We start from the raw sequence: 21,948 nt of genomic DNA on the forward strand, positions 1-21,948 counted from the left end.
GAATCTCCGGCAATGACGAAGACGCTTCCCATCGGGCTCACGGTGACCGCGCGTGTGCCGGCCTCCAGTGCCAACATAGGCCCCGGATTCGACAGTCTGGGAATGGCTTTGGGCTTGTACGACGAGATCGAGGTCACGACCACGGCGTCCGGCCTGTCGATCCACGTCGACGGTGAGGGTTCGGCGGACGTTCCGTGGGGACCGACGCACCTCGTCGTGCGGGCCATCGAACGGGGTCTGGAAGCGGCCGGAGTATGGGCAGATGGACTGAATGTCCACTGCCGCAACGTCATTCCGCATTCGAGAGGTCTCGGATCCTCGGCCTCGGCCGTGGTCGGCGGGCTCGCCGCGGCCAATGCACTTGCGTCGAAGGTGGACCCCGCGCTGTCGTTGTCGGACAGTCAGTTGGTGCAGTTGTCGTCCGAGTTCGAGGGGCACCCCGACAACGCGTCGGCGAGTTGCCTCGGCGGTGCCGTCGTGTCGTGGAGCGAACCGCCCAATGCCAGTGTGACGGCACGCAAGTACGCCGCCGTGCGCCTGGACGTACATCCCAGCATCAAGGTCGTCGTGCTCGTGCCGTCCGAGCGCTCCTCGACCTCGCACACACGGGGATTGCTGCCGGAGTTGGTGCCGCACCGCGACGCCGCCTTCAACGTCAGTCGCAGTGCGCTCGCCGTCGTCGCATTGACCGAGCGTCCGGATCTGCTGATGGCTGCCACCGAGGATCTACTGCATCAGGGCCAGCGGGCACAGGCGCTGCCCGACACCACCCGGTGGATCGCGACGTTGCGCGCCCGCTCGATCGCCGCGGTGGTGTCGGGAGCAGGCCCTACCGTCATGGCCCTGTGCACCGAAGAATTCCCGGCCGATCTGCGCGACGCTGCGCTGGCCGAGGGATGGCGAGTTCTCGACCTCGAGGTGGCCGACGGAGTCACGGTCGCATGACCGACACCGAATAGGGTTCTTGCCGAGCGAGGACAACGACGCTATGGTGAACCCTGTCCGTACATCGTGCGCTTCAGACGCCGGTTTCGTCAGGGCAATCAGGTCACTGTATTCGGGGGAGTTCAGAACGTCCGAGTGATGTGACGCTCCTGGCTCGGTCCTTCCCGTAGTTCGCTGCGGTCTCGGACCGATGGTGTCGTCGGCGGAGTGCGTCGAACATGAACGGCAATATCCGAGTTCGGCAGAAAGCCGAGCTGCGGAACGAACCCTCGGCTGCGCATCGAGCGAGCGAGGGAAGGAAAGGACCTCCGTGACCGATACGGAACTCATCTCTGCGCCCGAAACGTCACGCCGTCGCGCCGGCCTGTCCGGAATGGTTCTCACCGAGCTACGCAGCCTCGCTGGCGAACTCGGCATCAAGAGCATCTCCGGCATGCGCAAGGGCGATCTGATCGCGGCCATCACCGAGCGTCAATCGGGCACCGCGCCGGCCAAGTCCGCTGCGCCGAAGTCCGATGCGCCGAAGAGCGATGCACCGAAGGCCGACGCTCCCAAGGCTCGACGCGCTGCTGCGTCGGCACCGGTTGCCGACGAACGACCCGCAGTCGACACTGCTCCCGAGCCTGCGACGGCTGCCGACACGTCGGACGCAGCACCCGAGGCCGGACGTCGCACCCGGGGCCGCCGCGCCGCGGGTCGCCGCGCAGGTGCGCCCGACCAGTTGCCACTGGACGGCAGCGGCGACACGGCCACATCGGCCCCCGCTACCGCGGAGTCGACCGCTGCAGCGGAGACCACCGACAAGCAGGACGATTCCGGCGAGAACGCCGCAGCGGAGCGCCCACGTCGTAGCCGCGGCGAGCGCAACCGCCAGGACGGTGCCGAGCGCGAACCGCGTGACACCGACAACGGCAACCGCAACCAGAACGACCGCAACCAGGGCGACCGCAACCAGGGCGATCGCAACCAGGGGGACCGGGACGGCGGCAATCGCGACAATGCGGGCCGCAACCAGGGCGACCGGGACAACTCGAACCGCGACTCCAACCGTGAGAACGGCAACCGCAATCAGAACGACCGCGGCGGACGCAATCGCAATCAAGGCGACGGCCGCAACGAAAACCGAAACGACAATCGCAACGAGGACCGCAACAACGGCCCGCGCGACAACCGTGACAACAACCAGGACGACGACGGCGAAGGCCGTGGTCGCAGGGGTCGACGGTTCCGTGAGCGTCGTCGTGGACGCGACCGCGGCGAGGGCAACGAGGGCGGCGGCGGTCGCGAGCGCGACACCGAGATCCGCGAGGACGATGTTCTCCAGCCGGTAGCCGGCATTCTCGACGTTCTCGACAACTACGCGTTCGTTCGGACCTCGGGTTACCTGGCCGGACCGAACGACGTCTACGTGTCGATGAACCTGGTGCGCAAGAACGGCCTTCGCCGCGGCGACGCCGTCACCGGTGCCGTTCGGGTGGCACGTGAGGGTGAGCAGTCGGGTCAGCGTCAGAAGTTCAACCCGCTGGTGCGTCTGGATACCGTCAACGGGGGAGAGGTCGAGGCCGCGCGCAAGCGTCCGGAGTTCGGCAAGCTCACCCCGCTGTACCCCAACCAGCGGCTGCGCCTCGAGACCCAGCAGAACATCCTGACCACGCGCATCATCGACCTGGTGATGCCCATCGGTAAGGGTCAGCGCGCGTTGATCGTCAGCCCCCCGAAGGCCGGTAAGACGAGCGTTCTGCAGGCCATCGCCAACGCGATCGCCATCAACAACCCCGAGTGCTACCTGATGGTCATCCTCGTCGACGAGCGTCCCGAGGAAGTGACCGACATGCAGCGCTCGGTCAAGGGCGAGGTCATCGCCTCGACCTTCGACCGTCCGCCGGGTGACCACACGGCAGTCGCCGAGCTGGCGATCGAGCGTGCCAAGCGTCTGGTCGAGGCCGGCCAGGACGTGGTTGTCCTGCTCGACTCGATCACCCGTCTGGGCCGCGCGTACAACAACAGCTCGCCGGCGTCGGGCCGCATTCTCTCCGGTGGTGTCGACTCGACCGCGCTGTACCCGCCCAAGCGATTCCTCGGCGCGGCACGAAACATCGAGCACGGTGGATCGCTGACGATCATCGCCACGGCCATGGTCGAGACCGGATCCACCGGCGACACCGTGATCTTCGAGGAGTTCAAGGGCACCGGTAACGCCGAGCTCAAGCTCGATCGCAAGATCGCCGAGCGTCGGGTGTTCCCCGCGGTGGACATCAACCCGTCCAGCACCCGTCACGACGAGCTTCTTCTCGCTCCGGACGAGGCGGCCGTGGTGCACAAGCTGCGTCGCGTGTTGTCCGGTCTCGATTCGCATCAGGCCATCGACCTGCTGGTCGATCGCCTGAAGAAGAGCAAGAACAACCTCGAATTCCTGATGGAAGTTTCGAAGACCGCTCCCGGCGGCATCAACGATTGATTCCGTGTTCCCCGGGTCCGAGGGTCCGGGGAACAAGAGGGCAGGTGCCCGCGTTGTAAGCATCTGTCGGCACAGAAGTACCGACGATTAGCAGGGCAGATACACGCTCTGGCATAATCAACGGCCGAGTCCGGTTCCGGTTCACGTCTTCGATCAGCGAAGGCGACCCGGCGACCATTACAAAGAACGGTAAGGACACCATGAAGGCAGGAATTCACCCCGACTACACACTGACGACAGTCGTCTGTGGTTGCGGCAATACTTTCGAGACCCGAAGCACCACCGACAAAGAGCGCATCAGCGTCGAGGTCTGCTCGCAGTGCCACCCCTTCTACACCGGCAAGCAGAAGATTCTCGACACCGGCGGTCGCGTCGCTCGCTTCGAGGCTCGCTACGGCAAGCGCGCCGGCAAGAAGGCCGACGCAGACAGCTAGCTGTTTCGCCGACGCCCGTCCTGTGAACTACAGGGCGGGCGTCGGCTTTTTTGTGTCCACACCCGGTTTCATCCGTTCGGAGAGTGAGTCGTCACCATGGCGAGAACAGACAAGCCTTCGGCCATCGACGACATCCTCGCCGAACACTCCGGCCTCGAGCAGCAACTGGCCGACCCCGCCCTGCACAACGACCCGTCCGCAGCGCGCAGGGCAGGCAAGAGGTTCGCCGAGCTGGCACCGATCATGTCGGCGCACACCAAGTTGACCGCCGCTCAGGACGACCTCGAAGCCGCACGTGAACTCGCCGCCGACGATTCGTCGTTCGCCGCAGAGATCCCCGAGCTCGAGGCAACGGTTCTGCACCTGGAACAGACGCTGACCGATCTTCTGGCACCGCGCGACCCGCACGACGGCGACGACATCGTGATGGAGGTCAAGTCGGGTGAGGGCGGCGAGGAGTCGGCGCTCTTCGCGGCCGACCTGGCGCGGATGTACGTGCGCTACGCCGAACGCCGCGGCTGGCGAGTCGAGGTTCTCGACGCGAACGTCTCGGACCTGGGTGGCTACAAGGACGCGACGTTGTCGATCAAGACCAAGGATCCGCTCGACGGCGTCTGGGCGCGGCTGAAGTTCGAGGGTGGCGTCCATCGCGTGCAGCGGGTGCCGGTCACCGAATCGCAGGGACGCGTGCATACCTCCGCGGCCGGCATTCTGGTGTATCCGGAGCCCGACGAGGTCGAGGAAGTGCAGATCGACGAAACCGATCTGCGCATCGACGTCTATCGCTCGTCCGGCAAGGGCGGTCAGGGTGTCAACACCACCGACTCCGCTGTCCGCATCACCCATTTGCCCACCGGCATCGTCGTCACCTGTCAGAACGAGCGATCGCAGTTGCAGAACAAGGCGCGTGCGATGCAGGTGCTCGCGGCGCGTCTGCAGGCGGCCGCGGAGGAAGCAGCCAACGAAGAGGCTTCGGCCGGCCGAGCCAGTCAGGTGCGTACCGTCGACCGCTCGGAGCGGATCAGGACGTACAACTACCCCGAGAACCGCATCACCGATCACCGCATCGGATTCAAAGCGCACAACCTCGACGCTCTGCTCGACGGTGACATGGATGCACTGCTCGACGCGCTCGCCAAGGCCGACCGCGACGCACGTATGCAAGCAGAGTAGCTGCGCGCCAACCGTTTTCGGTTCTCGCGCTGCTGATCGAACGAATGTCGAGATACCCTGGCGATCGGATTCGACCCGCCCGCGCGCCATGAAAGGCACACCCGAGATGAAGCAGGCCTTGACCCCAGCAGGCGAGAACGCCGTCACCGAGCTCGCTTCCCGCTACGGGGTGTCCACCGACGCGGTCCGCACCATGCTCGACGCCGTCAACAACGGCCGCGGCACCATGGCGCAGTTCAACATTCCCGAGCTCGGCGGCAGTGGGCAGTGGATGCGCGGCGGTATGACGATGGTGGGCAACATGTTCGATCACGGCCTGAAGAGTCGGGTCGACGGTTTGTGCCGCGATCTGTCCGCGGTGTTGGCGCAGCATCAGGTCTATCCGCCGAGAGATGCCGGTACGGGATCGTTCGGCGGCACTTCCTTCGGCGGGGGATCGTGGTGGCCGTCGGATCTGGGTTCGCCGAGTTCGAGCGGTGGCCAGAACGGATCGCAGTATGCGGTGTTTCCAGCATCTCGTCGCCTCGCTGTCCTCGTGGGAGGGGAATTGGCGGTGTACGACACCCTCGATCACTCCATCGGCGGAGTGCAACAGCAGCAGGGTGGGGGTCCGGGTTCGGTGGAGTTCACCAGCCAGTACGGCACGTTCACCGCGGCAAGTCTGCCGCGCGTCGACCAACGGTCCGCCGACGCGCCACCGCAGAACATGCCCTCCTCGCAGCAGCCGCAGCCGGCGGCACAGAACTTCGCGTCTGCGCAGTCGGGTTCACCTGCTCACACCGGTGTCGACATCTCGGACATCACCGCTGCGATCGAGGCGCTCGCCGGTCTGCATGCGAAGGGATTTCTGACCGACGACGAGTTCTTCGCAAAGAAGTCGGAGCTGCTGGGGCGGCTGTGAGTCCGGTGTCGGACCGCCGTGGCAGTCTGTAGAAGTGAGCCGCAAGCCGTTACGCCTAGCCATCCTCGAAGCGACGTCGATGCTCGAGGCCGCCGGTGTGCCGAGCCCTCGGGTGGATGCGGAGCTACTCGCCGCGCACCTCGTCGGAGTCGATCGCGGTCGGCTGGGGTTGGTGCCGTTGGTGGAGCCCGAGCTCGTCGAGGCGTACTTCCGAACAGTCGAGCAGCGCGCGAAACGTATTCCCCTGCAATACATCACGGGAACGACGTCCTTGGGAAATATCGATGTCGAGGTGGGCCCCGGGGTGTTCGTTCCACGTCCTGAAACCGAATTGCTGTTGGCGTGGGCGCTCGCTTTTCTCGAGAACGTCGGCCATCACCCGCCCGTGGTGCTGGACCTGTGCACGGGGTCGGGCGCGCTGGCGCTGGCCATCGCGAACGCACGCCCGGATGCCGTCGTGCACGCCGTCGAGCTCGATCCGTCGGCGTTGGCGTGGGCCCGGCGCAACGCGGATCTGCGTGCCGAGCAGGGTGATTCGCCGATCACGTTGCATCACGGAGACGTCACTTCTCGGGAGCTGTTGACCGACCTCGACGGCTCGGTGGACATGATCGTCGCGAACCCGCCGTACATTCCGGACGGGGCGGAGCTCGATCCGGAGGTACTCGACCACGATCCGCACATCGCGCTCTTCGGCGGCGAGGACGGGTTGTCGGTCATCGAGCCGATGATCGGCAACATCGCGCGGTGGCTGCGTGTCGGCGGCGGAGTCGCCATCGAACACGACGACTCGAACGGGCAGGGCGTCGCTGCCCTGTTGTCTCGGCGACGAGTCTTCACCCAGGTCACCGAGCATCCGGACCTGGCCGGCCGACCCCGCTTCGTCGTGGCGGCACGGGCGACGCCGCCCTCTGCCTGAGCGGCAGGGCGGCAAGCCGACGGCACCTGACATCACTTCGTTACCGAAGGTGGAAGGATAGGCGGAGTGAGTACCGTCTACGACTGCCGTGAAGCCGATGCGCGGGCTGCCGGATTGACCGCAGCGCGCGGTGCCCTCAAATCCGGTCGACTCGTCGTGATGCCCACCGACACGCTCTACGGGATCGCCGCCGATGCGTTCGACGGCAGCGCGGTCACCGACCTGCTGCGCGCCAAGGGGCGGGGACGCGATATGCCAGTCCCGGTCCTTGTCGGTTCGTGGAACACGATCGACGGCCTGGTGCAGAGCGTCCGGCCGCGGACCCGAGATCTGATTCGAGCCTTCTGGCCCGGCGCATTGAGCATCGTGGTCCAGCAGGCACCGTCGCTGGCGTGGGATCTGGGTGACGCTCAGGGAACCGTCATGCTGCGGATGCCGCTGCACCCGGTCGCGCTCGAGCTCCTTCGTGAAGTAGGTCCGTTGGCGGTGTCCAGTGCGAATATTTCGGGAAGCCCGCCCGCCACCACGGTGACGCAGGCGCGAGAACAACTCGGTGGATCTGCGGCGGTCTATCTCGACGGGGGACCGGCCGACCACGCGGTGGCTTCCACCATCGTGGACCTGACCGGTGAGCACGCACGAATCCTGCGGGTCGGTGCCATTCCCACGGAGCAGATTGCCGAGGTTCTCGGTGTCACCGCCGAAAGCCTGGTCCCAGGAGCGTCCTGACATGCCCGTCCGTTCCGCATGAGCGTCGAGGTGCTTGCCCAGTCGAATCTGGGCGCAGGCGTTCCGATCCGCGAGCTGCTGCTTGTTTTCCTGACGGCCGCTGTCGTCACGTTCTTCGCCACCGGTGGCGTTCGAGTGGCCGCGATCAAGTTCGGCGCAGTCGCCATTCCTCGTGATCGTGACGTCCACGTACAGGCCACCCCCCGACTCGGGGGCGTGGGCATCTACGCCGGCATGCTCGCTGCGCTGCTGTTCGCCTCGCAGTTGCCTGCGTTGGCCCGCGGATTCGATGTCGCCTACAACCGCGACATTCCGGCTGCGCTGGTCGCAGGCTTCGTGATCGTGTTGGTCGGCGTCATCGACGACCGTTGGGGTCTGGACGCACTGACGAAGTTCGTCGGCCAGGTGACGGCGGCCGGCGTCCTGGTCATCATGGGTGTCAGCTGGGTCGTCCTCTACCAGCCCTGGGGCGGCGAGCCCGGCCAACCGGGCAGCACCCTGGTGCTCGACCAACTTCAGGCCGGACTGGTGACCGTTCTGATCACCGTCGTCATCGTCAACGCGATGAACTTCGTCGACGGCCTCGACGGGCTCGCAGCCGGACTCGGCCTCATTTCGTCGGTCGCGATCTGCATCTTTTCGGTGGGCCTGCTGCAGGAACAGGGAGGCGACGTCGGCGTCTACCCTCCTGCTTTGATCGCGGCGGCGCTGGCCGGTGCCTGCCTGGGATTTCTGCCGCACAATTTCCAACCGGCGCGCATTTTCATGGGCGATTCGGGGTCCATGTTGATCGGGCTGACGCTGGCCACGATCTCGACGAGTGCCTCGGGGCGCATTCCGTTGACAGCCTACGGTCCACGTGATCTGCTGGGCCTGTTGTCGCCGCTCCTGCTGGTCGGGGCTGTGATGCTCATTCCGATACTCGATCTGTTGCTCGCCGTCGTTCGCCGCACTCGGGCCGGGCGAAGTCCGTTCAGCCCCGACAAGATGCATCTCCATCACCGACTCCTGCAGATCGGCCACTCGCATCGACGGGTGGTCCTGGTGATCTACCTCTGGGTCGGTGTGCTCGCGTTCGGTGCGGTCGGATCCTCACTTCTCGATCGGCGCATCGTGGTGCTCCTCGTCGCTGCCGGTCTGGTGTTCGCGCTCGTCGTCACGGCTGTGCCCACTCTGCGGGTGGATCGATCGCCCGGATCCGAACGTCGGGGTGTACGACGCCGCTGATCGGCTCGGTGGTTCTTCGGTCGTGTCCCGGCTGGTGCCGGCCACCGGGTGCGACTGGGTACTCTCGACAACTGTGACCTTCACCCCGCAGCCCATGCCCGACCAATTCGCACCGCTTCGTGCCGCGGTCCGCTACGGCCTCATCGGCCTGGTGGTACTGACGGTGGTGAGCGTGGGGATTTCGGTTGCTGCTGCGGGAACTCCAGGATTGTGGGGGTCGATCATCGGAGTGGCCATCGGGGGTGGGTTCGTCATCACGACCGCGCTGTCGGTGGCTCTGACCACGCGTTTTCCCGCGTCGGCGGTCGGAGCGCTGTTGCTCGGTGGGTGGTTGGTCAAGATGGTCATCGCGCTGATCGTGCTCGTGGCACTCAAGGATGCGGACTTCTACAACCGGTATTCGCTCGGGCTGACCATTCTGGGGGCTCTGGTGGTGGTCCTGGGCGCGGAGGTGTTCGGTGTCGTCAAGACGAAGGTGGGCTACGTCGACAGCGTTCCTGCCGACGGGAACCCCGACAAGTCGTAGTACGACAAGCTGTCGTAATCGGTTAAGCTGAGGGCCGCCTACACAACGTCGTAGTTCTGTTGATAAAGTTTGCATCAAGCGATGGGCAAGACCGGGACGAAAGAGACTTTTTCCCCGGACTGGACCCCCGCAGGTAACCATCAGCGTGAGCTTCCTTACAGTAGGCCCGGAGTCACAGACTTCGGCAACGTAGGGTTTCGCCCTGAGAGTTGCCGAGTCGACGTGAGTCGCCGACACCCGACAGACGCTTGGCCGATGAAGACCGGGCCTCAGCCTCTGACGATTGCGAGCCGATTTTCGTCGACTTGATAGATCGTCATTGTCCGATCGAACCGCAGCCGTTACTCGGTTGCGGCCCGAACACGGGAGAGACCGCTGAGCGTCACCACTCTGGCTGCGGAGTTCCATCCGCCGTCACTATCCGATTTCTTTCCTCCCGCGGTGCTGTTCGAGGGAACCCCGTTCGAGCTCGACCGGCTGATGCTCATCCGCATCCTGATGTCGGCTCTGCTGATCGTCTTCATGCTGATCGCTCTGCGCAGCCCCAAGATCGTTCCTCGCGGAATCCAGAACGTCGCCGAGATCGCTCTCGACTTCGTCCGGATCCACGTGGCCGAGGATGTCCTCGGCAAGGAACAGGGACGCCGCTTCCTGCCTGTCATCATGACGATCTTCTTCACGGTCTTCGCGGTGAATCTCAGCGCGGTCATACCGTTCCTGAACATCTCTGCCAACGCCCGCATCGGTCTGCCGATCGTGTTGGCCGCAGTCGCGTACATCGCGTTCGTGTACGCCGGTGTGAAGAAGTTCGGTGCAGCCAAGTTCGTCAAGGGCACGATCGTGATCCCGGGCATTCCGAAGGCCATGCACGTGCTGCTGATCCCGCTCGAGTTCATCTCGAACTTCGTGCTTCGCCCGTTCACGTTGACGGTGCGTCTGCTGGCCAACATGCTCGCCGGTCACATCATGCTCGTGCTGTTCTTCAGCGCCACGCAGTTCTTCCTCTTCGAGGCCTCTGCCGGCCTGAAGATCTTCGCCGCACCCTCGCTGATCATGGGCTTCCTGTTCACAATGTTCGAGATGCTCGTGATCTTCCTGCAGGCATACATCTTCGCGCTGCTGACGGCGATCTACATCGATCTGTCGCTGCACGCCGACTCGCACTGACCGACCAACAGACCGAACTAGCTACACCGCCACCTCCGACACCCGGATGTGGACCGAAGAAAGGGAACGGAAAACCGAATGAGCCTTGAAGTTCTGGCCCAGGCGCAGGAAATCACCGCAAACGGATACGGCGCCATCGGCTACGGCCTCGCAGCGATCGGTGGTGGCATCGGCCTCGGCCTCGTCGTCGCCAAGAACATGGAAGCAACCGCTCGCCAGCCCGAGCTGGCCGGTCAGCTCCGTACGACCATGTTCCTCGGCATTGCATTCACCGAGTCCCTCGCCCTGATCGGCCTCGTCGCCGGCTTCATTCTCTGAGAGCGCGATGACAAACGCGATAACGCTGCTCGCAGCCGGGGCGGAGGGGGAGGAATCCCAGAACCCGCTGCTGCCCGCAACATACGACATCGTTTGGTCGATCGTCTGTGTCGTGATCATCGGCTTCCTGTTCTGGAAGTACGTCGTACCGCGTTTCCAGACGGTCCTCTCCGAGCGTTCCGAGCTCATCGAAGGCGGAATCAAGAAGGCCGAGCAGGCACAGGCAGAGGCGAAGGCTGCTCTCGAGCAGTACCACGCTCAGCTCGCCGACGCCCGTTCCGAAGCTGCGCAGATCCGCGAGGAAGCGCGCACCCAGGGACAGGCGATTCTCGCCGAGATGAAGGAAAAGGCGCAGGAAGAGAGCGATCGGATCGTGGCCGCAGGCCACAGTCAGCTCGTTGCTCAGCGTCAGCAGATCGTCACCGAACTTCGTGGCGACCTCGGACGTACGGCCGTCGAACTCGCCGAGAAGGTCATCGGAGAGCAGCTCTCCGATGACGCGAAGCGTTCCAGTTCGATCGATCGCTTCCTCAACGAGCTGGATTCCGTCACCGCGGACTCCGCATCAGGAAAGTGAGTCGAACCATGTACGCAACTTCTCGTGAGGCGCTCGCCCGCACACGGTCGGTCGCCCACGAAGCTCTGGGGTCCGCGTCGGGCGGCGAGGCAACGGCCGTCGCCGCTCAGACCGGTGCCGAGTTGTTCGCCGTCGTCGAGACTCTCGACGCGCAGCGCACGTTGCGTACCGCTCTCGCCGACTCCTCGGTCGAGGGCGATCGACGAAGCGCTCTGGCCGGAGAGGTCTTCTCCGGCCAGGTGTCGAGCGCAACGGCGACCATCGTCAAGGCTGCGGCCGGCGAAAGCTGGTCCACCGCCCGTGACCTGCTGAACTCGCTGGTCGAGTTGGGACGCGAAGCTCTGCTCCGCGCTGCTGCCGATCAGGACCAGCTGGACACGGTCGAGGACGAGCTGTTCCGGCTCGGCCGCATCGTGGCTGCCAACCCGCAGCTCGAGCAGGCATTGTCGGATCGCTCCAAGCCGGCGCAGGCCAAGCGCGAACTGCTGGGTCGTCTGCTCTACGGCAAGGTCACCGCGGTCACCGAGGCGCTCGCGGTGCAGGCCGTCACGCGTCCACGGAAGGCGGCACCCGCCGACGTTCTGAACGGACTGGCAGATCTTGCCGCCGAACAGCGCGACCGCGCAGTTGCACACGTACGCAGCGCAGCCCCACTGAGCGACAGTCAGCTCGAAAAGCTGACCGCAACCTTGACCCGCACGTACGGCAAGCAGGTCACGGTGCACGTAGAGGTCGATACCGAACTGCTCAGCGGACTTGTCGTTCGTATCGGCGACGAGGTCATCGACGGTAGCGGGGCAGGCCGCCTCGCTGCATTGCGAAAGACGCTCAAATAGTCCGACACGGACACAGTAACGAGAAGAATTGCCTCGGCATTCGAGGCTTTTCATACCGCGATCATTCGAAGGAAGAGCAGGAAACACTATGGCGGAGCTGACGATCTCCTCCGACGAGATCCGTAGCGCGATCGATAACTTCACCGCGAGCTACTCACCGGAGTCTTCCCGCGAGGAGGTCGGCACGGTTACGGACACGAGCGACGGAATCGCTCACGTGTCCGGATTGCCGTCGGCGATGTCCAACGAACTCCTGGAGTTCCCGGGCGGAGTCCTCGGTGTCGCGTTGAACCTGGATGCCACCGAAATCGGTGCCGTCATCCTCGGTGACTACGAGCACATCGAAGAAGGCCAGGAAGTCAAGCGCACCGGAGACGTGCTGTCGGTCCCCGTGGGCGACGGCTACCTCGGTCGCGTCGTGGACCCGCTGGGCAAGCCCATCGACGGCCTCGGCGACATCGAGTCCTCCGAGACCCGCGCCCTCGAATTGCAGGCTGCCTCGGTGCTCGAGCGCCAGCCCGTCGAGGAGCCGCTGCAGACCGGCATCAAGGCGATCGACGCCATGACCCCGATCGGCCGCGGCCAGCGTCAGCTCATCATCGGCGACCGCAAGACCGGCAAGACTGCGGTCTGCATCGACGCGATCCTGAACCAGAAGGCCAACTGGGAGAGCGGCGACGACAAGAAGCAGGTTCGCTGCATCTACGTCGCCATCGGCCAGAAGGGCTCCACGATCGCAGGCGTCAAGGCTGCACTCGAAGAGCAGGGCGCACTCGAATACACCACCATTGTCGCCGCACCCGCGTCCGACTCGGCCGGCTTCAAGTGGCTCGCTCCGTACACCGGCTCGGCCATCGGCCAGCACTGGATGTACCAGGGCAAGCACGTCCTCATCGTGTTCGACGACCTGACCAAGCAGGCCGAGGCCTACCGCGCGATTTCGCTGCTGCTGCGTCGCCCGCCGGGCCGCGAGGCATACCCCGGTGACGTCTTCTACTTGCACTCCCGCCTGCTGGAGCGTTCGGCGAAGCTGTCCGACGAGCTCGGTGGCGGATCGTTGACGGCACTGCCGATCATCGAGACCAAGGCCAACGACGTCTCCGCGTACATCCCGACCAACGTCATCTCCATCACCGACGGCCAGGTCTTCCTGGAATCGGACCTCTTCAACAAGGGCGTCCGTCCCGCCATCAACGTCGGTATCTCGGTTTCCCGAGTCGGCGGCGCTGCGCAGACCAAGGGCATGAAGAAGGTCTCCGGATCCCTTCGTCTCGAGCTTGCTCAGTTCCGTGAGCTCGAAGCCTTCTCGGCGTTCGCGTCCGACCTCGATGCAGCGTCGAAGGCGCAGCTCGAGCGCGGCGCTCGCCTGGTGGAGCTGCTCAAGCAGGATCAGTACGCACCGGTGGCCGTCGAAGACCAGATCGTGTCGATCTGGCTCGCAGGACAGGGCACGTACGACTCCGTTCCGGTCGGCGATGTTCGCCGCTTCGAGACCGAGCTGCTCGAAGATCTGCACCGCAACGCAAGCGGCGTCTACGACAGCATTGCCGGTGGCAAGGCTCTCGACGAGGACAACCAGAAGGCGCTGACCGAAGCGACCGAGAAGTTCAAGGCCGGCTTCGTGGACTCGGACGGCAATCGCGTCGTCAACGAGGCCGAGGCAGACACTCTGAACGCCGACGAGGTCAGCCAGGAGCAGGTCAACGTCACCCGCAAGACAGTCAGCAAGTAGGCCGGCGATGACAGGTGACATGACGAGCACAGAAGGGAGCGTGAACAGCTAGATGGCAAGCATTCTCGAGCTTCGCTCCCGTATCAAGTCGGTCAACTCGACGAAGAAGATCACCAAAGCGCAAGAGTTGATCGCAACTTCGCGAATCACCAAGGCGCAGGCCCGCGTTGCCGCATCGAAGCCGTACGCGGAAGAGATCACGAAGGTGCTCTCCGCGCTGGCGAGTGCATCGAGCTCGCTCGATCACCCGTTGCTCAACGAGCGACCAGAGCCCAAGCGTGCCGCAGTCCTGGTCGTGACCAGTGACCGCGGTATGTGCGGTGGCTACAACTCCAACGTCCTCAAGGAAACGGAGGAGCTGTTCCAGCTCCTGCGCTCCGAGGGCAAGGACCCGGTCATCTACGTGCTCGGCGCAAAAGGCCTGGGCTACTACACGTTCCGTGAGCGGGACGTGAAGGGTGCCTGGACGGGCTTCTCGCAGGAACCCGGATACGCCGATGCAGCGAAGGCCAGTAAGCATCTGGTCGAGCTGTTCATGGCGGGTTCGGGCACCGAGGTGGAGGCTCCCAACGGTGAAGGCACCGTCGAGGGCGTGGACGAGTTGCACATCGTCTACACCCGCTTCGTGTCGATGCTCACGCAGAAGCCCGAAGTTCGCCGGATGGCACCACTCGAAATCTCGTACACCGACGAGGAATTCGAGATGGGTGCGGACGCGCTGACCGACTCACCGACCGCGGATGTGCAGGCACAGTACGAGTTCGAGCCGGAGGCAGGCACTCTGCTCTCGGCGCTGCTGCCCAAGTACATCAGCACCAGGATCTACGCGTCGTTGCTCGATGCAGCAGCGTCGGAGTCCGCGGCGCGTCGTACCGCCATGAAGGCAGCGACGGACAACGCGAACGAATTGGTCGAGACCTTGAGCCGTCAGGCCAACCAGGCTCGGCAGGCCCAGATCACCCAGGAAATCAGCGAAATCGTCGGTGGCGCCAACGCGTTGGCCGACAGCGCAGGAAGTGACTAAGCAATGACCGCAGCAGTAGCCCAAGAGAACGCGAGCGGAGCGGACACACAGTCCGGCCGTGTCGTTCGGGTCATCGGCCCCGTTGTGGACGTCGAGTTCCCGCGCGGCTCGATTCCCGCACTGTTCAACGCCCTCAACGCAGAGATCACTCTGCCGACCGTGGCCAAGACCCTGACGCTCGAGGTTGCACAGCACCTCGGTGACAACTTGGTTCGCACCATCTCGATGCAGCCCACCGACGGCCTCGTCCGTGGCACGGCTGTCGTCGACTCCGGCAAGCCGATCTCGGTTCCCGTCGGTGACGTCGTCAAGGGCCACGTGTTCAACGCCCTCGGTGACTGCCTGGACACCCCCGGACTCGGCCGCGACGGCGAGCAGTGGGGCATCCACCGCAAGCCACCAGCCTTCGATCAGCTCGAGGGCAAGACCGAGATCCTCGAGACCGGCATCAAGGTCATCGACCTGCTGACGCCGTACGTCAAGGGCGGAAAGATCGGTCTGTTCGGTGGTGCTGGCGTCGGCAAGACCGTGCTGATCCAGGAAATGATCACCCGTATCGCACGCGAGTTCTCGGGCACCTCGGTGTTCGCAGGAGTCGGCGAGCGTACTCGTGAGGGCACCGACCTTCACCTCGAGATGGAAGAGATGGGCGTCCTCCAGGACACCGCCCTCGTCTTCGGACAGATGGACGAGCCGCCCGGCACGCGTATGCGCGTGGCGTTGTCGGCACTGACCATGGCGGAGTACTTCCGCGATGTGCAGGGCCAGGACGTGCTGCTGTTCATCGACAACATCTTCCGCTTCACGCAGGCAGGTTCGGAGGTGTCGACCCTTCTCGGTCGTATGCCGTCGGCCGTCGGTTACCAGCCCACGCTGGCGGACGAGATGGGTGAGCTCCAGGAGCGCATCACCTCGACCCGTGGCCGCTCGATCACCTCGCTGCAGGCGATCTACGTCCCCGCCGACGACTACACCGACCCGGCTCCGGCCACGACGTTCGCGCACCTCGATGCGACGACCGAGCTGTCGCGTCCGATTTCGCAGATGGGTATCTACCCCGCTGTGGACCCGCTGAGCTCGACCTCGCGCATCCTCGAGCCCGGCATCGTCGGTGCCGAGCACTTCCGCGTCGCCAACGAGGTCAAGCGCATCCTGCAGAAGTACAAGGAGCTGCAGGACATCATCGCCATCCTCGGTATGGACGAGCTTCAGGAAGAGGACAAGGTTCTGGTCGGCCGCGCACGCCGTCTCCAGAAGTTCCTCGGCCAGAACTTCATCGTTGCCGAGAAGTTCACTGGCGAGGCCGGTTCGGTCGTGTCCCTCTCGGACACCATCGAGGCGTTCGACAAGGTCACCAAGGGTGAGTACGACCACCTTCCCGAGCAGGCCTTCAACAGCTGTGGTGGTCTCGACGACGTCGAGGCAGCCGCGAAGAAGATGGCCGGAAAGTAGACCGACGTGACTTCTTCCGAGAAGAGCGGCATGGAGGTCTCTCTGGTCGCTGTGGAGCAGAAGCTGTGGTCCGGTACTGCGACCATCGTCAGTGCTCAGACCACCGAAGGTGAGATCGGCATCATGGCCGGCCACGAGCCTGTCCTCGGCCAGCTGGTCGAGGCGGGCACGGTGTCGATCACGACGACCGACGGCGAGAAGATCATCGCTGCGGTGCACGGTGGCTTCCTGTCGGTGACGGGTAAGACCGTCACAGTGCTGGCGGAGTCCGCCGATTTCGCCGATGACATCGATGTCGAATCGGCACGGGCTGTAGTGGCAGAGAACGGCGACGACCTCGAGGCCATTGCGGTGGCCAAGGGACGTATCCGCGCTGTCGAGCGGTCCTAGGTTCACGAGAAGCCGCGACGAGACCTGCGATGCACTCCGGATTGATTGCTCTGATCATTCTGGTTGTGCTGCTCGCAGGGCTCGTCGCGGCTTTTGCGTATCGTCTGGCCGTGCTGCGGCGAGGTGGTACGGCGGCGATCATGCGTGTGCTGCCGTCCGAGGGCGGTGCCGGTTGGCGGCACGGCATCATTCGGTACGGCGACAACACGTTGGTGTTCTTCAAGCTGTCCAGTCTGCGGCCCGGGCCCGATCATCGGCTCGGTAGACAGGACGTTCAGGTGGGGGACCGACGGGCCCCACGCGACACCGAGTTCGACATCATGACCCCGGACATCGCTGTGCTGGAGTTGTCGGACAACGGCAAGAAGTACGAAATGGCACTGGACAGAAGTGCGTTGACCGCTTTCCTGTCCTGGGTGGAGTCACGCCCGTCGGGGCGCTCGCGCCGCCGTCGGCCGGCGGCCTGAACGAGTCGCTTGCCGGAAATCAGTCGGTATCGGTATCTGTCGAGCGGCTCGCTCCGGGTATCCACTGCACGTCGCCCTCCGGGTTTGCGTACCTGCTCAGGATGAACAGCAGGTCCGAGAGCCTGTTGAGGTACTTGGCCGGTAGATCGCTCGTGGTTTCCGGGGAGGCGTGAACCGCTGCCCAGGCCGACCGCTCCGCGCGCCGAGCCACGGTGCGCGCAACGTGCAGCAACGCTCCCAGAGGTGTTCCGCCGGGCAGGATGAACGACGTCAACTCCGGTAGCTCGTCGTTGAATTCGTCGCACCAGGCTTCGAGGCGGTCGATGTAACTCTGATCGATCCTCAGCGGTGGGTATTCCGGATTGTCGACGACAGGCGTCGAGAGGTCTGCTCCGGCGTCGAACAGGTCGCTCTGAACGGTCCGGATGACGGTCCGCACGGATTCACTCGGATTTCCCAGTGCCAGTGCGACTCCGAGGCTCGCATTGGTCTCGTCGCAATCTGCGTAGGCGACCAGCCGCTCGTCGTTCTTGGAGACCCTCGAGAAATCGCTCAATCCCGTGGTCCCGTCGTCGCCGGTCCGGGTGTAGATGCGCGTGAGGTGAACGGCCATGCGGCTACGGTACCGCGCGGGTGCCGGTCGGTACCGCTGGCTACGCTGTCGAAGTGAGTGAACGCTTTTTGGTCAACGGTGGTAATCGCCTCGTGGGTGAGGTGGCGGTCGGTGGTGCGAAGAACAGCGTCCTCAAGCTGATGGCCGCGGCCCTGCTCGCCGAGGGAACCAGCACGATCACCAACTGCCCCGACATCCTGGATGTTCCGCTGATGGCGGAGGTGCTGCGCGGACTCGGGTGCGAGGTGGAGCTCGACGGCTCGGTCGTCCACATCACGACCCCGGCCATGCCGAAATACCACGCCGATTTCGCGGCTGTTCGCCAGTTCCGAGCGTCGGTCTGTGTCCTCGGTCCTCTCGTCGCGCGGTGCAAGCGAGCGGTGGTGGCATTGCCGGGCGGAGACGCCATCGGGTCGCGTCCGCTGGACATGCACCAGTCCGGACTGCAGTTGCTGGGGGCGCGCAGCGAAATTCAACACGGATGCGTCGTGGCGGAAGCCGACGAGTTGCGCGGCGCGAACATCAGGTTGGCTTTCCCCTCTGTGGGAGCGACGGAGAACATCCTGATGGCGGCTGTGCTCGCCACCGGTGAGACCGTGATCGATAACGCGGCACGCGAACCGGACATCGTCGACGTGTGCAACATGCTCAACGAGATGGGTGCCGATGTCCGGGGCGCAGGCACCTCGACCCTCACCATCCGGGGTGTCAGCGCGTTGAAGCCGACGACTCATCGCGTCATCGGCGACCGAATTGTCGCTGCTACGTGGGGAATCGCGGCCGCGATGACGCGCGGGGACGTTCGAGTGCGTGGGGTCAACCCGAAACATCTCTCGCTCGTACTGGACAAGCTGCGGTCTGCGGGTGCCGAGGTGACCAGCGAACCGGACGGCTTCCGCGTCGTTCAGCACGAACGGCCGCGAGCAGTGAACTTTGCGACGTTGCCGTACCCCGGGTTTCCCACGGATCTGCAACCGATGGCTATCGGGCTCGCAACCGTCGCCGACGGGACGTCGATGATCACAGAGAACGTGTTCGAGGCACGCTTCCGGTTCGTCGAGGAGATGATCCGATTGGGCGCTGATGCGCGTACCGATGGCCACCATGCTGTGGTTCGCGGTGTTCCCCAACTTTCCAGCGCGCCGGTGTGGTCTTCGGACATTCGAGCTGGGGCCGGGCTGGTCCTGGCCGGGCTGGTGGCGGACGGTACGACCGAAGTGCACGACGTGTTCCACATCGACAGGGGCTATCCGCGATTCGTGGAAAACCTGACCGCTCTCGGCGGGAGCATCGAGCGGGTCAGCTGACCGACCTCTTCTCGAGAGCGTCGACCAGCACTCGTAGCGCGCGCTCGAATCGATCGTCCGCCACCGACCCGTAGCCGACGACGATGCCACCATCGGTGGTCGGCGATCGCGTCGAATGTGCGAGTGTCGGCAGATCGACCCCGTTGTCCGCGCAGTCGGCTGCAATATCGCGTGCAACGTCTGCGTCGAGCACGAGCACCGTGTGCAGCCCGGCACCGACGCCCCGAAGTTCGCCGAATGGCGCCAGCGCAGCGGCGACGACGCGGTCACGTGCCCGATAGATCCGACGTGCTGTGCGTACGGACCGGTCCCATTCGCCGTCGCGCAACAGCGAGGTCATGGCCTGCTGGACGGGAACCGACGGGAAGTCGCCGATGGCGCGACGTGTGTCGGTGATGCGCTCGACCATCGACGGGGGAGCGACCATCCATCCGAGGCGTACGCCGGCACCCAGCGTCTTCGATACCGTTCCCAGGTAGACGGCACGGTCCGGAACGAGCTCGGTGACCGTCGTCAAAGGTGCTATGCCGTAACGGAATTCGGAATCGTAGTCGTCCTCGATGATGGTGGTTCCGCTACTTCGTGCCCAGTCCGCCAGGGCGCGCCGACGACCGATGGGCATGAGTCCGCCGGTGGGGTACTGGTGTGAGGGAGTGACGTAAACGGCCGGGGTGCCGTGAGGAACCGATTCGAGCTCGTCGACGACGAGGCCCTCGCGGTCGACGGGGATGTCGTGAACGGACCACCCGCGGTGTGTAGCGAGGGCAGCAGCAGCCCGGTATCCCGGATTCTCCAGTGCGAGAACATGTTCGACGCCGACGTTTGCGGAGAGGGCACCCAGTGCCAGGTCCAGACCGTGAATACTGCCCGTGGTGACGACGATCGAATCCGCGGTGGTGTGCAGCCCGCGTGCACGGCCGAGCAAGTCTGCAATGCGCTTGCGCAAGTCGAGTGAGCCGGCCGGATCGGGATAGTCGCCCGGCGGGGGAGAGCCACCGACGTCTCGCCATGCCCGCTTCCACGCATCGGATGCGCGAGGCGGAGTCCACGGTATTCCGGGGCGCAGCGAAATGCGCTGAGTAGTGGGTGGGCCTTCCTGTGCTCGGTGCAGCCTGTGGTCCGACCGAACGGCATGCGGAACATCTCGGACGTAGTTGCCGGATCCACGACGTGCCTCGAGCCATCCTTCGGCGACGAGCTGCTCGTACGCCTTCTCCACCACCGCACGAGCCAGACCCATTTCGACGGAAAGTGCTCTGGTACTTGGCAATCGGACGCCCGGCTCGAGCTCGCCGCGATCGATTGCCGCCCGGATACCGTCGGCTACCTGAACGGGCAAAGTGCGGCGGTCGGCTCGATCGATCGCGATCGACAGGGCATTCGGCGGCAAGGTCATCGTGCGTCACCTGTCCATGGCAGAAAGTGGCCTAGCATTATTGCTCCCTATTGGACCATGACAGTGAGCCAACGGCGCGGCACTCTGGTGGCATGACGGCCGACGAAACACTTCTGTCCCCAACATCCAGAACCACCGTGGTCCGAGGTCGGCAGCGTGCGCAGTCGGAGCGGACGGCATTGCTCGACGTGCTCCGATCGGCTCGCCTCTGTCATATGGGGGTGCTGGTGGGGAACGTGCCACGTGTGCTTCCGACCGTGTTCGGCCTGGACCCGGAGGGGCCGGACAGGGCGGGAACCCTGTACCTCCATGGTTCGGTCGCCTCTCGAAGCCTGGTGGAGGCACCTGATCAGGACATCTGCGTGACGGTCACGGTCGTCGACGGGTTGGTTCTGGCCCGGTCCGCGTTCCATCACTCGATGAACTATCGAAGCGCCGTCATCGTGGGACGGCCGCGTCGAGTGGAGGACGAGGACGAACGGGCACGGGCATTGGACGCCATAGTCGATCAGGTCGTTCCGGGTAGAAGCACATATCTGCGGGCGCATACGAGGAAAGAGCTGGCGGCGACCAGTGTGTTGGCGCTACCGCTGTACGAAGCATCGGTGAAAGCGCGGACCGGCGGACCGATCGACGACGAGGCCGACATTGCAGCAGGTGAAGTGTGGGCGGGTGTGATTCCGATCGGTGAATACGTCGGCACTGCAGAGCGTGGGGAAGATGTGGAACCGAACCTCGATGTGCCCGACCACGTTCTGGCGTTGTCCCGCTCGTGAAACCCGTTTCTGTCGACTGTTCGCAAGATATGGCTGGCGTCACATGCGGGGATGTGCCGGCCGAATGCGAGGCCTTCTCGCGCACAGGTCCTCCGACCTGCGCGGATGCCGGCGGTAACTCGATCCACCTGCCGATTTGCGTGTGTGGGGTTGGTGGCGTAACTTTTGTCGAGTCAGAGCGACGGACACCGACCCGGTCTTCACGGACTGGGTGAACGAGGTTGGACGTGTGGCTCGGCAGGTTTTATCCCCCAAGAGTCGGGCCTTGTGTCCGAGACCAAGCTGGGATAGGCTGGAACAGTTGCCCTTGAGGCTTACGGATTGTGTGTTCGTGGGGTTCGAGTGTGTGCGTGTTCTTTGAGAACTCAACAGTGTGTCGATGAATGTCAGTGCCGAATTTTATTTGGTGAATGCATTCGATGTATCAGCCATCCGCTTGTGGTGGTTGTTGTCGAGTGTTGTTTCAAAAATGCTAGTTGAGTTTTTTTTGCTAGTGATTTGACTCTTTATGTTTATGACTGATTTGCAGTTTCGACTGTTGATCGAGAGTCTTTTACGGAGAGTTTGATCCTGGCTCAGGA

Annotated in this window: 22 protein-coding genes; 20 read left to right on the top strand and 2 right to left on the bottom strand. The window is 64.2% G+C overall.

The annotated features are described in order from the left end of the window. The first annotated feature begins 12 nt into the window (after positions 1-12). From thrB to CH281_RS25460, 18 genes are all read left to right on the top strand, one after another. The gene (thrB, locus tag CH281_RS25370; RefSeq protein ID WP_032365577.1) at positions 13-945 is read left to right on the top strand and encodes a homoserine kinase; all 933 of its coding nucleotides are present in this window, start codon (positions 13-15) and stop codon (positions 943-945) included. Positions 946-1,255: 310 nt separating this feature from the next. Next, positions 1,256-3,403, top strand: coding sequence for a transcription termination factor Rho (gene rho, locus CH281_RS25375; RefSeq protein ID WP_256984030.1), 2,148 nt, complete (start codon positions 1,256-1,258; stop codon positions 3,401-3,403). Positions 3,404-3,603: 200 nt separating this feature from the next. After that, a complete protein-coding gene (gene rpmE / locus CH281_RS25380; protein WP_008715081.1) occupies positions 3,604-3,837 on the top strand; it encodes a 50S ribosomal protein L31 in 234 nt (77 codons plus the stop codon). A 96-nt stretch (positions 3,838-3,933) separates the two neighbouring features. Beyond that, on the top strand, positions 3,934-5,010 hold the full coding sequence (gene prfA, locus CH281_RS25385; protein ID WP_027497911.1) for a peptide chain release factor 1: 1,077 nt from the start codon (positions 3,934-3,936) through the stop codon (positions 5,008-5,010). 106 nt (positions 5,011-5,116) lie between these two features. Then, positions 5,117-5,911, top strand: a complete 795-nt coding sequence (locus CH281_RS25390) for an SHOCT domain-containing protein (protein WP_094665867.1) — start codon at positions 5,117-5,119, stop codon at positions 5,909-5,911. Between the two features lie 34 nt (positions 5,912-5,945). Next, positions 5,946-6,830 (top strand): peptide chain release factor N(5)-glutamine methyltransferase, encoded by an 885-nt coding sequence (prmC, locus tag CH281_RS25395; protein ID WP_094695842.1) that lies wholly within the window; start codon positions 5,946-5,948, stop codon positions 6,828-6,830. Positions 6,831-6,896: 66 nt separating this feature from the next. After that, positions 6,897-7,559 carry an L-threonylcarbamoyladenylate synthase gene (locus CH281_RS25400; RefSeq protein ID WP_027497908.1) on the top strand — a complete coding sequence of 221 codons (663 nt, stop codon included), beginning with the start codon at positions 6,897-6,899 and terminating at the stop codon, positions 7,557-7,559. Between the two features lie 18 nt (positions 7,560-7,577). Then, the gene (locus CH281_RS25405) at positions 7,578-8,786 is read left to right on the top strand and encodes a glycosyltransferase family 4 protein (RefSeq protein WP_027497907.1); all 1,209 of its coding nucleotides are present in this window, start codon (positions 7,578-7,580) and stop codon (positions 8,784-8,786) included. Positions 8,787-8,880: 94 nt separating this feature from the next. Next, the gene (locus CH281_RS25410; protein ID WP_045840958.1) at positions 8,881-9,312 is read left to right on the top strand and encodes a hypothetical protein; all 432 of its coding nucleotides are present in this window, start codon (positions 8,881-8,883) and stop codon (positions 9,310-9,312) included. A gap of 441 nt (positions 9,313-9,753) precedes the next feature. Further along, positions 9,754-10,479: a F0F1 ATP synthase subunit A gene (atpB, locus tag CH281_RS25420; protein ID WP_027497905.1), complete on the top strand. Its 726-nt coding sequence runs from the start codon at positions 9,754-9,756 to the stop codon at positions 10,477-10,479. A gap of 78 nt (positions 10,480-10,557) precedes the next feature. Then, complete coding sequence (locus tag CH281_RS25425) at positions 10,558-10,797, top strand: ATP synthase F0 subunit C (protein WP_027497904.1); 240 nt, start codon at positions 10,558-10,560, stop codon at positions 10,795-10,797. A gap of 7 nt (positions 10,798-10,804) precedes the next feature. Next, complete coding sequence (locus tag CH281_RS25430) at positions 10,805-11,374, top strand: F0F1 ATP synthase subunit B (RefSeq protein ID WP_027497903.1); 570 nt, start codon at positions 10,805-10,807, stop codon at positions 11,372-11,374. Positions 11,375-11,382: 8 nt separating this feature from the next. Continuing rightward, entirely contained in the window at positions 11,383-12,210 is an 828-nt protein-coding gene (locus CH281_RS25435; RefSeq protein ID WP_027497902.1) for a F0F1 ATP synthase subunit delta, read from the top strand. A gap of 88 nt (positions 12,211-12,298) precedes the next feature. Further along, positions 12,299-13,942, top strand: coding sequence for a F0F1 ATP synthase subunit alpha (gene atpA / locus CH281_RS25440; RefSeq protein WP_027497901.1), 1,644 nt, complete (start codon positions 12,299-12,301; stop codon positions 13,940-13,942). A 52-nt stretch (positions 13,943-13,994) separates the two neighbouring features. Next, positions 13,995-14,966, top strand: a complete 972-nt coding sequence (locus CH281_RS25445; RefSeq protein WP_032383690.1) for a F0F1 ATP synthase subunit gamma — start codon at positions 13,995-13,997, stop codon at positions 14,964-14,966. 3 nt (positions 14,967-14,969) lie between these two features. After that, on the top strand, positions 14,970-16,418 hold the full coding sequence (gene atpD, locus CH281_RS25450; RefSeq protein ID WP_027497899.1) for a F0F1 ATP synthase subunit beta: 1,449 nt from the start codon (positions 14,970-14,972) through the stop codon (positions 16,416-16,418). A 30-nt stretch (positions 16,419-16,448) separates the two neighbouring features. Then, a complete protein-coding gene (locus CH281_RS25455) occupies positions 16,449-16,808 on the top strand; it encodes a F0F1 ATP synthase subunit epsilon (RefSeq protein ID WP_027497898.1) in 360 nt (119 codons plus the stop codon). A gap of 29 nt (positions 16,809-16,837) precedes the next feature. Further along, positions 16,838-17,275 carry a DUF2550 domain-containing protein gene (locus tag CH281_RS25460; protein ID WP_027497897.1) on the top strand — a complete coding sequence of 146 codons (438 nt, stop codon included), beginning with the start codon at positions 16,838-16,840 and terminating at the stop codon, positions 17,273-17,275. A 19-nt stretch (positions 17,276-17,294) separates the two neighbouring features. Here the strand turns inward: CH281_RS25460 and CH281_RS25465 are convergent, their stop codons facing one another. Then, positions 17,295-17,888, bottom strand: coding sequence for a cob(I)yrinic acid a,c-diamide adenosyltransferase (locus CH281_RS25465; RefSeq protein ID WP_094695843.1), 594 nt, complete (start codon positions 17,886-17,888; stop codon positions 17,295-17,297). Between the two features lie 53 nt (positions 17,889-17,941). Between CH281_RS25465 and murA the strand changes: the two genes are divergently transcribed. Continuing rightward, complete coding sequence (gene murA, locus CH281_RS25470; RefSeq protein WP_027497895.1) at positions 17,942-19,195, top strand: UDP-N-acetylglucosamine 1-carboxyvinyltransferase; 1,254 nt, start codon at positions 17,942-17,944, stop codon at positions 19,193-19,195. On the opposite strand, the gene pdxR is transcribed toward murA, so the two are convergent. Then, complete coding sequence (gene pdxR, locus CH281_RS25475; protein ID WP_256984031.1) at positions 19,188-20,591, bottom strand: MocR-like pyridoxine biosynthesis transcription factor PdxR; 1,404 nt, start codon at positions 20,589-20,591, stop codon at positions 19,188-19,190. The genes murA and pdxR overlap by 8 nt on opposite strands. 92 nt (positions 20,592-20,683) lie before the next feature. Here pdxR and CH281_RS25480 point away from each other — a divergent pair, with 92 nt between their 5' ends. Then, complete coding sequence (locus CH281_RS25480) at positions 20,684-21,367, top strand: pyridoxamine 5'-phosphate oxidase family protein (RefSeq protein WP_094695844.1); 684 nt, start codon at positions 20,684-20,686, stop codon at positions 21,365-21,367. The last annotated feature ends 581 nt before the right edge of the window (positions 21,368-21,948 follow it).

This window comes from Rhodococcus sp. 06-221-2 (genome assembly GCF_002258365.1).
Lineage (GTDB): Bacteria > Actinomycetota > Actinomycetes > Mycobacteriales > Mycobacteriaceae > Rhodococcoides > Rhodococcoides fascians.